This is a genomic window from Qipengyuania sp. (assembly GCF_043423005.1).
Classification (GTDB): domain Bacteria; phylum Pseudomonadota; class Alphaproteobacteria; order Sphingomonadales; family Sphingomonadaceae; genus Qipengyuania.
This window is the reverse complement of record NZ_JBHWMI010000033.1, coordinates 1-14,024: the sequence shown is the minus strand read 5'-3', so window position 1 is coordinate 14,024 and position 14,024 is coordinate 1. Positions and strand designations below refer to the sequence as shown.

Here is a 14,024-nt window from a genome sequence, read left to right as displayed (position 1 = left end):
GTAAAAATAGGGTTAAGGTTAACGACGCGCCCCGCTCGTGAAGAGCCGGGCCCGAGGCATCGTCAAAGCATGTAGCGCATCCGGATTTCCACCGTGCGGTCGCCGGTGCCGAGATCAAGGGCGGCCTCGTCGAACCGCGGCGGACCCATCCGCACCGGCGCGTCGCGCGAAAACCCGAAGCCTTCCTTCGGCATCATTCCCAGCGCCCGGTCGGCCTTGCCGTTGCCATTCTCGTCATGAAGCAGCGCGATGGCATAGCGCCCGGGGCGAACGCCCGCGAACGACAGAACCAGCCGGCCCTCATGGGCGCGAACATTGGCGGCATAGGCATTGGCGATACCGCGGCACTTGGGAAAGCTCTCTTGCTGGCTGGTCATGCAGGCGCGCACGACGCCCCTGTCGCTGCGCAGCCCGGTGACCGTCACCTGGACGTCGGCCGAACCTGCCGGAGCCGCACCGCCCACCATCACCGCGATCAGCGGCAGAGCGAGACCTGTCATCATCCGCCTGTTCATGCGTTCTTGCTCAACCCCTCGTCCGTCCCGCACCACCGATCCCAATGGCGGAAATACAGGCCGTAATTGCATTGATAGCGCTCGTGATGGCGCTGGTGATGGCTTGCCGTTATCACCCAGGCTCCTAACCGAGAGTGAACCAGCCAACGGGGAAACATCTCCCATCCCATGTGATTGGTCACCCCCATGATAGTCATCACGGCGAGCACGAGGCCCAGCATGGCGACGTGGATCGGGATGACGAAGACCAGCACGGGAATGACGAAAGCCCCGGTCAGCGCCTCGGTCGGGTGAAAGCTCATCGCGGCCCACGCCGTCGGCGGGCGGCTGTCGTGATGGACCTTGTGCATGACCCGGAACCACGAAGGGCGGTGCATCAGCCGGTGCGTCCAATAAAACCAGGTGTCATGGACCAGCAGATAGAGCAGGGGGGCAAGGGCGAGGTACCAAACCGGATAATCGTTCCACCCGGTATAGATTCGCGTCCACCCGCGCTCCTGCCAGCCCCATGCGACGATCCCTGCCGGGATGCCGTAGATTGCCGCGGACGCCAGCGACCAGCCGATCTCGCGCCTGATCTGTGCACCCAGCGGATGGTGATAGCCGGGGCGGCGGCGCGCGGTTACCCAGGCGAACGCCCCGCTGGTGACGAGATAGCGCAGGGCCACGATCCCCGTCATGGTCACGGCGGAAAGGATGATCGCGGTCAGCATCGCAGCCCCTATGCCGCATTCGGCCGCGGGTTGACAGGGGCTCGGCTAGTCGGCGTTCGCCCACGGCGCGCAGTGCGGATCGGCGGACACTCCCAGCCGCCGCAGGGCCGTGCGTGCCAGCCGCTCGACCTCTAGCTTGCGCCGTGCGGCGGGAAGGGGGTGCAGCGGGGCAGGGCGCACGATTTCCCCGTCGTACCCATCGGCGACGATGATCCCGCAGCAGTCCGGGCGATAGCCGTCCCCTTCCAGCGGGCTGCGGTCGAGCCCGGGGGGCACACCCCAGTAGAACCGGTCGCAGAAGTCGAGGTAATCGGGCCATTTGCCATCGCCCAGCAGGTCGGCCCGCTGCACCTTGATCTCGACGATGACGATCCGGCCCTTGGGATCGACCCCCATGAGGTCGGCCCGGCGCCCGTTGCGCAGCGGCATTTCGCCGAGGCACCAGACATCGTTGCGAGCGAACAGCCGGCCGATGCCGCGCGCCACCATGACGGCACGATGATCCCCGGCGGGCGCGGAAGGGCCTGCCGCCCCCCGGTGGGCGCCTGCTTCATCGCCGGCCCTTCTTGCAAGGTCAGACCCGGAAGTAGGCGGGGATGCAGGTGAAGGCGATTCGGTAAGCGGCGGCGAACTCATGCCGCGACCGTTGGAACATTAACGGAACACGGTCAAGCTGTCCGGGTTGTCACTGGCTGCCGAGCGAGAGGATCGCACGGCGGGCGGCGCAGAATTCGGCCCACAGCACGCGCGCCGGTGCCGCTGCGTTGCCGCCTTCGGCGGCGAGCGCCAGCAAGGCCCGCAGGCCAGGCTGAAGGATCATTGCGAGATCCCCGACGCCGGTTTCGGCCATCGCCTTCGTATCGGGGTCGAGCACCGCGAAGATCTCGGTTCCGCTCGCCAGATCGCTGTCGGCGACACGATGATCGATCTCTGCAAGCGCGGCGACCGCGGCGCCCGCCTCGCTCACCGCAGCCCATTGCTGATCCAACCCGCTGGCCATCTGCGGCGCAGCGGGCGTGGTCTCGGTTACCGATGCATATGCGTCTTGCTGGCGTAGGGCGGTCATGACCTTGCAATAGTGCCTGGCGCCTTGCCAAAATCCTAAGACCCGGCCCCGGAGCAGCACCGAGGTTTTTGCGCTGGCGAATGCCGGGCGCTCTTGCTAAGCGCACACCCGCCGGACACGGCACGGGCTCGCACCCGTAGCTCAGCTGGATAGAGCGCTGCCCTCCGAAGGCAGAGGTCACAGGTTCGAATCCTGTCGGGTGCGCCATCTTTTCAAACACTTAGGTGACTGTCGTTCGTTCCGTATGGAATGAGTATGGAAAACAGGGGGTCTGGCTGGCCCAGCTTCCGCGTAGCCTGCCGAGCTCGCAATCCGACAATCTTGGCGCGACTGGCAGTCCCGATAATCGTGGGTCCTACCTGCCGGATGCGCTTGCATGAAGCGCTAGCTGACCGCTTTTTCTCCGGCTGCGCCGCTTTGGGGCATCATTTCAGTTAGAAATTACAGTTTGAGCCAAGGCAGCTAGGCCGCTTACCCGACGCGGAGCTCACCCCAAAGACTACACCGCTCCCGTTCTAGCGCGCTTGCCTGCGGCGGGCGCCTCCCTACCTATACTGAGCGGTAATCTAGGTCAGGTGGATGGGTTTCTTGTTCGAACCATATCGGGATGGGCACTGTTGCCTTTGCGGGATCGCCGCACCGCTGACCGGCGAGCATAAGGTCAAGGCGTCGGCCATCCGTGCCATGTTCGGCAGCGAGAAGATGGTGATTGGCCAGTTTGGCGGCGAGCAGCCGTATCGTAACGCGCAAGGACCGAAGTCCAAGGCGCTTCACCATTCCGCCGGGTTATGTGCCGATTGCAACGGAGCGCGTACGCAGCCAGCGGACAGGGAGTTCGATCGGCTGCACAAGCTGACGTTGGCACATCACGCCGCCGGAAAAGACCCCATCACCGCTTTTGAGGAGCCGCGCTATGCAGAGAGTGGAGCGCCCTACCTCAATGTGTTTCGCTACTTCGCCAAGCTGCTTTGTTGCCACATGGGCGACGTCCACGGCCCTCGCCCCGTCTCGACTAGCGCGTTCGCAATCGGCGAGTTGGATCACAACCGCATTTTCCTCGGAATTGATGGCGACCCCAACTATCGTGATTGGTCCACCGTGTCGGGGGATCATGCCTACGCAGCGCATGGCGGGTTGGCCATAATTATGGATCGCAAGACAGAGCTGCCGTCCCGCATTCAGAGCTATCTGACCCTGGGACCGATCCGGTATCGCTACTGGATGGAGTTTGCGCCAATCGAGGTGACAGCGCTGGCCTGCTTCCACAAAGACTTCTGGCAGGCAGCTCGCGCCGCAATGCAGGAATACATCGACAATCCACCGACCGACGAGCAGCTAGAGCGCATGGGTTTCTGAAGGGTAGTCGGTGCTGGGAACTCCCGCGTCCATTCCCGCGAGCGCCGCGGCGGTAGTTGTTCGTCTCTAAAACGGGCGAATTGCATGGATCGCAGTCAACTCGCGGACAGTGGCGAATTTCAATCGCTATTTTAGCATCTTGTCCCGAAGCGAGTTGCCTGCGGATCGGCGCAAACCCGCTCAACTCGCAGGCGGGTGACTTTCGCCCAAACCACTATTCTTCAAAATTTATAGAGCTTTATCTCCCGAAATCGCGGGGTAGGGTGTGCTTCTATTCCTAGTCGCGCAGGGTGGTTCAGAAAGGCCACACAAAACACTAACGTCGAAACGTATCAATTCCGAGTGGACTATCAGCCTCGCCGGCGTTTGAGGCTGCTTCTGGGCCGGTAGTGGACTGTCAGGTTTCAGGCACAGAAATTGGGAAAACTGAAGTTCGATTGCGCTGAAGCACCGGCCTGTCACCGCCAACTTTGCCGGCATTTCGACCCAATGATCGGATCGTTGGAAGCTGCCATTCATTCGCGCATTGATGAAGGGTGCAAGGTGAGAAAGTCCTGCATTTCGCCTTTTTCCACGCAGGCGCGCGCCGAGGCGTAAGCTGGGAACATGGCTTGATCTGGGCATTAGCGGGGCGCTACTCGGGTCATTGCCCCTTCTGGCCTCTGCCTTTTGCGCACGTTGGGCAACCAGTGATTATCCCTTCCGCCTCTGTGTAGTGGCGTGGGACAAAGATGGGTATCCCACCCACCTCGACAATGTCATAGTCGATAGTTTTAACCTCCCGTCCATCGAAAAGACTTTGGCGGTAGAGGATTTCCGGCAACGGTAAGCCGTCAGGGTTGTAGATGCGGACGTCGCCTGGCTGTCGGGCATAGGCCGCCTCGTTGTCGCCAGGATGGCCCATCCCGAGATCGTTTGCCCGTATCCAATTGATCGCGGGCGCCGTCGAGCACCATTCGACAAGGCGCTCGAGTTCAGGGGGCGGAATCTTGCGAGAGAAGTCGCCGTGCTTTCCACAAGAGCCAACCTCGGCAAACTGGCCCATGGAAAAGCGGTAAGACCGCTCCTCGGCCACGAGTGGCAACGAGAAGTATGCATCAAACGGAGGCGGCGCGGTACCGCTCGTCCGAAGCAGCTCAAGCAATACGCTGTGCATGGAATAAAGAAGATCTCCCTGATCAGGTCGGCCATGTACCTGCGGTTGCTCAATGGTCTCGATATCACTGTTCAGGAAATGACCCGAGTTCGATGAGCCAAATGCGAAAAAACCGACGTTCAGGATAAAAACGGCATTTGGCCAAACCGTCGGCGGGTTCGCTGCCATGAAGGCCTCCAGCTTTGCTACGATATCGAGCCAAGCCATCCCGGTCTCGTAGCAGAAAATGATGCCAAAGCCGTGGCTCGTCACACTGTTGCGCTGCAGACGCTTAAACGAGGCGATATTTTTGAGCGCGCTCGCAAGTTCAGTCTCTGTCAGCCGCGACTTAACTTGTATCGCGCCATGTACACTCTCAATTGGGAAGACCTCAAACACGTCTTCCCTGTTCATCAACCTGATGCTGTCGAAGGGGTCGATCAGGGCGATGTCGAGTTCGTTGCTGAGGAGCCCTGTGGTTGAGACTGCTCGGAAGCTTGTCGTCGACACTGCGTAGCGGCGCGGCAGGTAACCGGAGGCTGAAAGGAAGCGCCGCAGCAAAACCTCACGAATAGTACCGACGTCGCGCGGATGCTTCACGTCCTTGCTCTTGAGGTAGTCCCTAGTGAGCTCGGCCTGCGCATACTGAAACTCACGGTTTAGACCGTGAAACTCACGATCGTTGCTGCGTAACTTGATCGCGCGCTCTGACCGCTCCAGCATTTCCTTACGCAGCCGCTCGATTTCCTCAAGTTGTTCACGATCGGCCGAGGCCTGGGCTCTGCTTTTTCTGGTTTTCTTCTCGTCAGCCATTCCCTTGCGGTACCGCGCTTTCAACCATGGCCGCAATATTTACATGCAGCGGCATCGAGCAACGACATGACCGACGCGGCGCTCTTGGTGAGGACGAACTCGGCACTCCAAAGAACGCTGAACTGCCTACCCTGTGTTTAGAATTGGATCAGTAGCGGCGCTGCGCTCGCGGGATGACGCCGACCGGCTTGCCGGCTGGATCGAGGCCGATGACTATGTTGACCTTCTTTTCTGTTAGGCGATCGATAGCCAAAGCTAGTGCCGTGCTTGCCGGCATCGCGACCCAAGTCTCGCCCACGTCAATCATGGTCAAAAGGTCTTTTACGGTATGCTCCACGGGGGCAACGAGGCCATCGGTCCTCTTTGCCATCGCAGCGAGGTATTGGATAAGTTCGATAGGTCCAAACGCCGCTGTCACTGCGTCGTCACCGTCAACGCAGATCGCTACTTGGTGCTTGCGGTCGAATTGTTCAGAGACATGCTCAAGCGTGGCCGCTTCCGTGACCTTGATATAGTCCGGAGCCAGTCTGGTTTGGAGCGAGACGAACCCTGCGGCAGGTCCGCGCGGGCGAGTGCGGATAATTGCGCTAACGGTAGAATAGTGTTTGAGCCATGCTGCAGTTTCGGTGCACCTCAGGCGAACTAGGTTTCGTGGACAAAGCTTGACTGGGGACTCGGTCGCTGATTCAAGGCTGGCTTTTGGAGGCGGCTTTGGGCGAACGGATCGGCGTTACGGACGAGGAATGGGAGGTAATCGGGCCGCTGCTGCCGCCTGAGCATGGTCGTGGATGCCGTCCTGCGCAGGATAATCGCCCCTATTTTGAAGGCATGATGTGGATCGCGCGGACCGGAGCGCAGTGGCGTCACCTGCCAGATGAATATGGCAAGTGGAACAGCGTCTTCCGGCGCTATCGGCGATGGGTCACGACCGGAGTGTTCGATGCCATGCTCGAGACGCTGGCTGAACTGGCAGGGCGGGACATAGCCGCCGACATGATCGATAGCACGGTGGTCCGGGCACATCATTGTGCAGTCGGCATAAAAAGGGGACTCAGCAAAGCGAGGCGCTCGGCCGATCGCGCGGCGGCTTCACCACCAAGCTCCATGCAAGGTGCGATGCCAGAGGTCTCCCGCTGGGCTTCGCGTTGACACCGGGGCAGGCCCACGATGTCCAGGGCTTCGCTCCACTGTTCCGGATGATAACCGACCGGATCGAGGCTTTCCTGGCCGACCGGGGCTACGATGCCGATGCGATCCGCGAGGAGATCGAGGCTGCAGGCGTCGAGGCGGTGATCCCGGCCAAGGTCAATCGGCGCAACCCCGCTCCGCACGACCGCACGAAATACAAATGGCGGAACCTCATCGAGCGCCTGTTCAACAAACTCAAGAACTGGCGGCGCGTTGCGACCCGCTACGACAAAACCAAGGAATCCTACCTCGGCTTCGTCGCTCTCGCCTCAGTCAAACTATGGATACCCTTTGTCCACGAAACCTAACTCGACGATTTTCGCGTGCACATCCGTGATGTTGAGATCGAGTACTGGTTCGTGATGGGCGACACGGTTGCGGAATCGATTGATCGCTTTGGCCATGGACTGGACGTCGTGGCGGCTGGTTCCACGCGCTACATTTGGAAAAACAATGTTGAGGCTCGTTCGCCAGAGATTGCCGTATTCTGGCCTCAGAAGATTTGACCAAAAATCGAAGGTGAGCTCAGCGACAACTTGACTATGCGTTGCCCCTGGCCCTGCCCGGGTGATAGCTTTGTTAAGAGTGGCCAAGCCTTCTGGCATCAGCACATTGTTGCAGAATTGGGGATCGAGGTGCCAGTTTTGGCCATGGCGCGCCTTGAGCAGCGCATCAATGGCGTTACGCAGAGTAACCTCAACCACCCCGAGCGGGTACATAAAGGCCTTTGCTACACGCGCGTTATAGAGGTAAAGCGCGAGCGCGTAGCCTTCATCTTGCCCGCCTTTTGATAGGTATGTCGCGAAGCGAGGCTCCGATAGCGAAGCCCTGATTGCGGCGACTTGAGGCGGCAAATTGGGGTAGGGTACTTGACTTTCGGCCATTCTTGCGCCTATTAAGCTCCTAGCAGTCGAAGTGGCCCCACTGGCGAAAGCTATGCGCCCTCGGCACGGATTATACGGCACCAGGTCAGGCTATGCCTCACCTGGTGTTTTCGTATCTGCTTCAAGGATGCGCGACCAACGCACATCGAAGCAGGCATGCCAAGCTTCTTTCCGACCGAATTTCGGCTCCCTCAAAAGCTCAAAAACCGGCAACAGAACGCTTTGCATGTTGACCTATCTAACCACATAACTGATAACTGTATCGTCTGCAATACAGAATACAGGTGTATTGATCGTGAAGTCTGTCGGGCCTTACATTCGCGCCAATATCATCCCTGCCGAGCTGTCCGTTAGCGATGCCGCCCGGCAACTCGGCGTGGGGAGGCCCGCTTTGTCCAATCTTCTGAACGGCAAGGCCAGGCTATCGCGCGACATGGCGTTGAAGCTCGAACGCACCTTCGGCGCCGATGCAAACATGCTTATCCGGCGGCAAGCAGAGCTCGAAGAGCAGACGGAGAAAGCGGCGACAGAGATCCGCGCGGCGCGACAGCAGGCTGCAGGCTATCTCAAGATCACATCGACAGAAATCGCCAATTGGGCCGACACGATTGAAGCGCGAACGCACCTTCCAGTCCTCATGCGGCGTCTGGTTCATGCCGATGTCGACCCTGCGGCGAAAGTCGATTTTCCCGGCTATGATGCAGGCGAACGCAAGGGCTGGGATGGATCGACCGAGGTCGATAGTCCCGGCCATTGGGTACCTGACGGAAAGACGGGCTGGGAGCTGTCGGTGTCAGGTGATCTACCCGGCAAGCCGAATCGCGATATTCAAGCCCGCTCCAAGCTCCCGGCGTCCGAGCGGACAGGTATGACATTCGTCTTCGTGACGGCCCAGAACTGGCTAGGCAAAGAAGCGTGGATTGCCAAGCAGCGCAGCCTTGGACAGTGGCGCGACGTACGCGCCTATGACGCAGTAGATCTTGAGCAATGGCTTGAACGCTCGGCCACGACCCAGCTCTGGTTCGCCCGCGAACTGGGCCGAAGCCTGAACGGTATTGTGCCCATCGCCGAATGCTGGAGGCGCTGGACGGAATCGACATCGCCAAAGCTCTCACCCCTGCTCTTCGATGAAGCGATAAAGGAACGGCGCCAGACGCTGGTCGACTGGATCGAGGGCAATGGCGAATATCCGTTTGTGATCGTGGCGGACTCGGCCGATGAAGCCTTGGCCTTTCTCGCTCGCGCACTGCTCGAACCCGATGGTACCGCCGGCGTATTGCATGATCGTGCCGTGCTTGCGACCGATGCAGACGCCCTCGTCCGCCTCGCGGCGGCATCGCCCGATGCCATCCTGATCGCCGCCGACCGCGAAACTGAGCTAGCTGCAAGCAGCCTCACCAGGCGCAATCGTGTGATCGTGGTGCGCCCGCGCACGAGCGTAGAGAACGATGCCGACCTGACCCTCCAAACGCCGAGCAGCGAATGCTTCGGCTTGGCGCTCGAAGATATGGGGGTCGAAGAACATCTGCGCGAGCAACTTAGTGACGAATCTGGTCTCTCCCCTACGATCCTGCGACGCCGCTTGGCGCTAACACCCGAACTCCGGCTGCCCTCCTGGGCGAGCGAGAAGGCGCTACTGCGCAAGTTAATGCCCATGCTACTTGCGGGCGCTTGGAATCGTACAGTTGAGGCCGACTGCATGCTGGTCGCCGAGCTTGCCGGAAAAGCCTTCGAAGAGGTCGAGGAAGATCTGATCGACCTGCTCACATTGCCCGAGGCTCCTGTATGGGCGATCGGCAATTATCGCGGCCTAGTGTCACGCAAGGATGCGCTTTTCACTGCCGGCGCCGCGCTCAATCAGGACGATATCGACCGGTTTTTCGAGGTCGCCGAATTTATCCTCTCTGAGGATGATCCTGCGCTCGACCTGCCGCCCGAAGAACGGTGGTCCGCCAACATCTACGGCAAGAAGCGCGATATCTCGGGTTCGATGCGCGCGGCGGTAAGCGAACTGCTCGTGCTGCTTGCTGTCTATGGCGATCGTATCCTCGGATCGCAGGTAAGTCCGGTCGGCATCAGGGTCGATGCCCTCGTCGCCAGACTGCTCCATGCAGTCGAGGCGCGCAAATGGCTCTCGCAACAGTCGGACTTGCCGCTTCTTGCCGAAGCGTCACCGGGCGCCTTCCTCGAAGCCGTCGAACTCGACCTGCGATCCGAGGATCCGCAGCTCCTGACCATGCTGCGCCCGGTCCAGAGCGGTGGCTTCGACAGTCCTGATCGGACCGGACTGCTCTGGGCGCTCGAAGTCATCGCATGGAACGAAGCCTATCTGTTCCGCGTCGCACGTATCCTCGCGCGCCTCTGCGAAGTGCCGATCAACGACAATTGGGTGAACAAGCCCGAGAACAGTCTGGAATCGCTGGTTCGCTCCTGGCTGCCGCAGACCGCTGCCGAAATAGACCAGCGTCTCGCGCTGCTTGACATGATCGTTCGGGAGTTTCCCGCAGTCGGCTGGAACCTTTGCAAGGCCCAGATCGAGACCGGCCATCGCTCGGCCTCCCCCAATGCCACGCCGCGCTGGCGCACCGATGCCGCAGGCGCGGGGGGCGCAACCTATGAGGAAGATTACCGCATGCGTCGCCATGCGCTCGATCTTATGCTCGACTGGCCTTGGCTCGATGTATCCCAGCTGTCGGATTTGATCTCTGAATCAGCCGAAATGACCAACAAGGATCAACTTGCCGTCTGGGCTCGCGTCCAGCGCTGGATCGACAATGGCCCGAGCGACGAAGAACGCGCAATGCTTCGCGAGCATATGCGGCGCTCGGTCCTTTCGCGCCGAAACCGCAAGAAGGTCCGGACCGGCAAGATCGACGGAATCCGCCGATCGATATTCGAAGCGCTTGCGCCCAATGACCTGGTTGAACGCCATCGATGGCTGTTCGCCGAGCAATGGGTTTCCGAGTCCGGCGACGACATCTGGGACGATGATTTCGACTATAACAAGCACGAGGCACATATCGATGCTCTGCGCCGTAGCGCTATCGCTGAAATTCGCGATGGACTCGGCCTTGACGGAGTCGGGCGCCTCCTCTCGTCAGTGAATGCCTGGCACACGGTTGGCCACTATCTGAGCAAGCTCACGCCGGATGGCGAACGGGCGGACTTGGTCGCAACAATCCTGGCGCGCCTCCAAAGCTCCAATGAGCGCTACTGGATCGGCTGCCTGCAAGGGGTCTTGCAGGCGCTGGCCGACGAAGAGCGGGAAGTGATCCTGCGCGCGCTAGTGCCCGGGCTGGACGACGCGGCAGCACTCACGCTCTTCAAATATGCCTCATTCGAAGGGAGCACATGGAGCCTGCTGGCCGAACTGCGCCCCGATCTCCAGGTGCCCTATTGGCGCGAAGTCGTGCCTTATGGCTGGCGGCAGAGCGAAAGCGAACTCAACCTGTGCGTCGAGCGGCTGCTCGATGTCGACCGCCCGATTTCGGCGTTCAATGCGATGTCGCACGAGTTCAAGCGTCTCGACGGTGGAATTCTTGCGCGATTGATGAAGGGTTTGATCCAGCCCACCAAAGAACTGGAGCGCGAGGTTCAGATCAATGCAGGTGCCATCTCAGACGCCCTCGAAGCACTCCAGGCCAGTGGAGCCGCCTCCGTAGCCGAGCTTGCGCAATATGAGTATCTGTTCATCAACGCCCTGTCTCATTCACGGCACGGAATTCCCAATCTCGAATTGCGGATCGAGGAGGCGCCCGCCGACTTCGTGCAACTTGTCTCGCTGCTCTATCGCCGCGACGATGGCGGTGAGGACCCTCCCGAACTCCGCATACCGGAAGGTCGTGACATGCAGGCGATCGGCAGCAATGTTTACCGCGTGCTCGACAAAATCAAGCGCACTCCAGGTACCCAAGATGATGGAACGGTCGACAGCTCTGCACTGTTGGCATGGCTGGTTGACGTACGCGAGCGCCTGCGGCTCGTCGGCCGCGCCAATGTCGGAGATAGCCAGATTGGTCAGCTGCTCGGCCGGACTGGCCCCGGCGCCGATGGCATATGGCCGAATGAGGCAGTGCGCGATGCGCTCGAAGCCTGCGGAAGCGACCGGATGATCCAGGGCATGGAGATCGGGCTACACAACAACCGCGGTGCGACATGGCGCGGACCGGGGGGAGGCCAGGAACGCAACCTCGCGTCAAAATATCGGGCTTTCAGCCGCCAACTGCAGATCGATTATCCGGTCACATCTCGAATGCTGGAGCACGTTGCGCAGATGTATGATGGGCAAGCCGAATGGCACGACACCGATGAAGCTGTGCGCAAGCGGCTCCGACGGCGATAAAGTTGCCTGCTGGTCTGGCCGACGCGATTTGATGTCCGCTCTTGGGAAATTGGCGAAAGAGAGAGAACGGCTGAGTCTAGGGCGCAAGACGCCACGCGCGGCGCTCAATCGCCGCACGGCTCTACTTCCATTCGTATCATCCGAGGGGTGGAAGCAAAGATCTCGCTCCACCCAAGGCATAATTGCGCAGAACGTAATCTGGCGAGCACACCGTACCCCGCGATTTCGGGATATAAGATCATGATTTCATATTAAAATATCGTTTTGAGCGGAATCAACCCGTCTACGAGTACAGCGGGTTTGCACCAAGCCTCAGGCCACTCACTTTGTCATAAGTGCGCGTAATCACGAGAAATTTTTTCGCGTTCTTGCGGATGGCAGAAGAGTTGCGGTTTTTGGCGTATTTCGTCAGCGTTTCGCTGCCTCGATCAGTCCCAATCGCCCAGTCGTACAGAGCTTAGCGAGGTAATCCCTCAACAATCCAATCATCTTTACGTGCCGTTTTCGGAAGCCTCACGATGGCGGCCTGCGATACCGATCACAGAGCCAGTTCCCCAAGCGCCTTGACCGCTGCATCGCTAGCGAGGTGCCCATAGTGGCGCTCGATCATCTCAGCGCTGGTGCCCGAAATCTGTGCGATGGTTAGCAGCGGCAATCCCGCGCTCACAAGGTCCGTTATGGTGCTGTGCCGCAAGGTGTAGGCGGTGGCATCGGCTGGCAGCTCGGCAGCAGTGACGGCAGTTGCAATTGGCCGTTTCCAGCTATCCTTATCCCATGGCTTGCCGTTAGCGCGCATGAAGAGTGGAGCGCCTGGCAGCTTGTTCTCGGCCTGCTTGGCGAGCAGTTGCGCAGCCTCTTGCGGCAACTGGATGCGGCGTGGTTTCCCGGTCTTGTCCTTGCCGATGGTGAGTTCCGCCGTGCGCTTGTCGAAGTCGCCAGCCGTGAGTGCCGCCATAGCGCCGGGACGAAGCGGCAAGAGGCACAGGGCGCGGACAAAGGGCGCTGCCTCTGCGTCGGTGCTTTCGATCAGCTTTTTGCGCTGCTTGCGGTCCAGATAGAGCGTACGGCGTCCATTGGCGTTGGGAATGGCCTTCAAGGCTTCCTGCCATGCCGCTTCGCTATTCGGTGCGCCGGGAGACAAGACCTTGCTCAGTGCCGCTCGCAGCACGGCCATGTCGCGATTGACAGTAGATGGTGCCCGCTCGCGCTCGACCGGATCGCCCTTCTTGCGGCGGCTCACCAGTGCCGGTTGTGCTTCCAGCCGCTCACGCCATTCCTTGACGTGACGGCGGCGTAGCTTGTCCAGCTTTACCTTGGCGATAGAGTCCTCATAGACGTAGCGATTGAAGCGCTGCTCGGCTTCTGGCCGGTCCTTGGCGTACTCACGGCAGGCATCAGCGACCGTCTCGATCTCGGCGCGGATTTCGCCGCCCGATTCCACAAGCTCGGCAAGCTTCTCGGCTTCCTTCTTGGCCGCTGCGAACATCTCGTTTCCGGGGAGCGTGCCGAAATCGCCAAGCGACTTCACCTGATAGCGGCTGGCATCCTCGTCATAGACGCGGGCAATCCATGTGCCCTTGCCCCCGCGCTTGGATGGTCTGAAGCCGAGAAAGCATCCAGCACGAAGCCGCTGCCAGTGCGGCTCGCGTTGCACTTTCAACCGCTCCCGGTTGCCGACTTTGCTCAGGTCCAATGCCACTGACAATTCCCTCATTCCGTTTTGTATGGAATGCGTATGGAATACATGCAGGGATTATCGGAAACAAGGAGAGATAGGAAATGGCGCTAATTCAAGGTTTTCGGTGTTTCAGCTTGTCCCGCATTCTGTGGAAACTCTGCCCTCCGAAGGCAGAGGTCACAGGTTCGAATCCTGTCGGGTGCGCCATTCTCCCTAACCCTCGGCGATCGGCCTTTTGGCATGCTTCGGCTTGCGCCGGGCTTGCCACGCAGGGCTTGTCCACGCAAAGCGCAGGGCGAAACGAGAGGATACGCTGCATGATCCACCGCCTGCT

At 60.1% G+C, this 14,024-nt stretch carries 10 protein-coding genes, 1 tRNA gene and 1 pseudogene; 4 read left to right on the top strand and 8 right to left on the bottom strand.

Annotated elements, in window-relative coordinates; all coding sequences use genetic code 11:
- Window positions 1-62 precede the first annotated feature (62 nt).
- The 4 genes from ACHFFA_RS05995 to ACHFFA_RS05980 all read right to left on the bottom strand — a co-directional run bounded on the left by ACHFFA_RS05995 (window position 63) and on the right by ACHFFA_RS05980 (window position 2,294).
- Complete coding sequence (locus ACHFFA_RS05995) at window positions 63-500, bottom strand: DUF2141 domain-containing protein (protein ID WP_394269933.1); 438 nt, start codon at window positions 498-500, stop codon at window positions 63-65.
- A gap of 11 nt (window positions 501-511) precedes the next feature.
- Window positions 512-1,228 (bottom strand): sterol desaturase family protein, encoded by a 717-nt coding sequence (locus tag ACHFFA_RS05990; RefSeq protein WP_394269932.1) that lies wholly within the window; start codon window positions 1,226-1,228, stop codon window positions 512-514.
- Window positions 1,229-1,273: 45 nt separating this feature from the next.
- Window positions 1,274-1,717: an MmcB family DNA repair protein gene (locus ACHFFA_RS05985; RefSeq protein ID WP_394269931.1), complete on the bottom strand. Its 444-nt coding sequence runs from the start codon at window positions 1,715-1,717 to the stop codon at window positions 1,274-1,276.
- Between the two features lie 196 nt (window positions 1,718-1,913).
- On the bottom strand, window positions 1,914-2,294 hold the full coding sequence (locus tag ACHFFA_RS05980; RefSeq protein ID WP_394269930.1) for a hypothetical protein: 381 nt from the start codon (window positions 2,292-2,294) through the stop codon (window positions 1,914-1,916).
- Window positions 2,295-2,424: 130 nt separating this feature from the next.
- On the opposite strand from ACHFFA_RS05980, the gene ACHFFA_RS05975 reads away from it, so the two are divergent.
- Window positions 2,425-2,501: transfer RNA gene (locus ACHFFA_RS05975), tRNA-Arg, on the top strand.
- Between the two features lie 372 nt (window positions 2,502-2,873).
- Window positions 2,874-3,650 (top strand): hypothetical protein, encoded by a 777-nt coding sequence (locus ACHFFA_RS05970; protein ID WP_394269929.1) that lies wholly within the window; start codon window positions 2,874-2,876, stop codon window positions 3,648-3,650.
- 643 nt (window positions 3,651-4,293) lie between these two features.
- On the opposite strand, the gene ACHFFA_RS05965 is transcribed toward ACHFFA_RS05970, so the two are convergent.
- Entirely contained in the window at window positions 4,294-5,598 is a 1,305-nt protein-coding gene (locus ACHFFA_RS05965; protein ID WP_394269928.1) for a DUF6602 domain-containing protein, read from the bottom strand.
- A 148-nt stretch (window positions 5,599-5,746) separates the two neighbouring features.
- Complete coding sequence (locus tag ACHFFA_RS05960; RefSeq protein WP_394269927.1) at window positions 5,747-5,968, bottom strand: hypothetical protein; 222 nt, start codon at window positions 5,966-5,968, stop codon at window positions 5,747-5,749.
- Window positions 5,969-6,297: 329 nt separating this feature from the next.
- Between ACHFFA_RS05960 and ACHFFA_RS05955 the strand changes: the two are divergent.
- Window positions 6,298-7,094, top strand: a pseudogene (locus ACHFFA_RS05955) (IS5 family transposase).
- Here the strand turns inward: ACHFFA_RS05955 and ACHFFA_RS05950 are convergent.
- Window positions 7,065-7,670 (bottom strand): Abi family protein, encoded by a 606-nt coding sequence (locus ACHFFA_RS05950; protein WP_394269926.1) that lies wholly within the window; start codon window positions 7,668-7,670, stop codon window positions 7,065-7,067. The pseudogene ACHFFA_RS05955 and the gene ACHFFA_RS05950 sit on opposite strands and share 30 nt — an antisense overlap.
- Before the next feature lie 295 nt (window positions 7,671-7,965).
- Between ACHFFA_RS05950 and ACHFFA_RS05945 the strand changes: the two genes are divergently transcribed.
- Window positions 7,966-12,012, top strand: a complete 4,047-nt coding sequence (locus ACHFFA_RS05945) for a transcriptional regulator (RefSeq protein WP_394269925.1) — start codon at window positions 7,966-7,968, stop codon at window positions 12,010-12,012.
- A 538-nt stretch (window positions 12,013-12,550) separates the two neighbouring features.
- On the opposite strand, the gene ACHFFA_RS05940 is transcribed toward ACHFFA_RS05945, so the two are convergent.
- Window positions 12,551-13,711 carry a tyrosine-type recombinase/integrase gene (locus tag ACHFFA_RS05940; RefSeq protein WP_394269924.1) on the bottom strand — a complete coding sequence of 387 codons (1,161 nt, stop codon included), beginning with the start codon at window positions 13,709-13,711 and terminating at the stop codon, window positions 12,551-12,553.
- Window positions 13,712-14,024: the final 313 nt, after the last annotated feature.

Excerpts from the sequence above, each read along its gene's own strand:
- ACHFFA_RS05995 (WP_394269933.1), bottom strand. The coding sequence starts at position 500 with ATGACAGGTCTCGCTCTGCCGCTGATCGCGGTGATGGTGGGCGGTGCG.
- ACHFFA_RS05990 (WP_394269932.1), bottom strand. The coding sequence starts at position 1,228 with ATGCTGACCGCGATCATCCTTTCCGCCGTGACCATGACGGGGATCGTG.
- ACHFFA_RS05985 (WP_394269931.1), bottom strand. The coding sequence starts at position 1,717 with ATGGTGGCGCGCGGCATCGGCCGGCTGTTCGCTCGCAACGATGTCTGG.
- ACHFFA_RS05980 (WP_394269930.1), bottom strand. The coding sequence starts at position 2,294 with ATGACCGCCCTACGCCAGCAAGACGCATATGCATCGGTAACCGAGACC.
- ACHFFA_RS05970 (WP_394269929.1), top strand. The coding sequence starts at position 2,874 with ATGGGTTTCTTGTTCGAACCATATCGGGATGGGCACTGTTGCCTTTGC.
- ACHFFA_RS05965 (WP_394269928.1), bottom strand. The coding sequence starts at position 5,598 with ATGGCTGACGAGAAGAAAACCAGAAAAAGCAGAGCCCAGGCCTCGGCC.
- ACHFFA_RS05960 (WP_394269927.1), bottom strand. The coding sequence starts at position 5,968 with ATGGCAAAGAGGACCGATGGCCTCGTTGCCCCCGTGGAGCATACCGTA.
- ACHFFA_RS05950 (WP_394269926.1), bottom strand. The coding sequence starts at position 7,670 with ATGGCCGAAAGTCAAGTACCCTACCCCAATTTGCCGCCTCAAGTCGCC.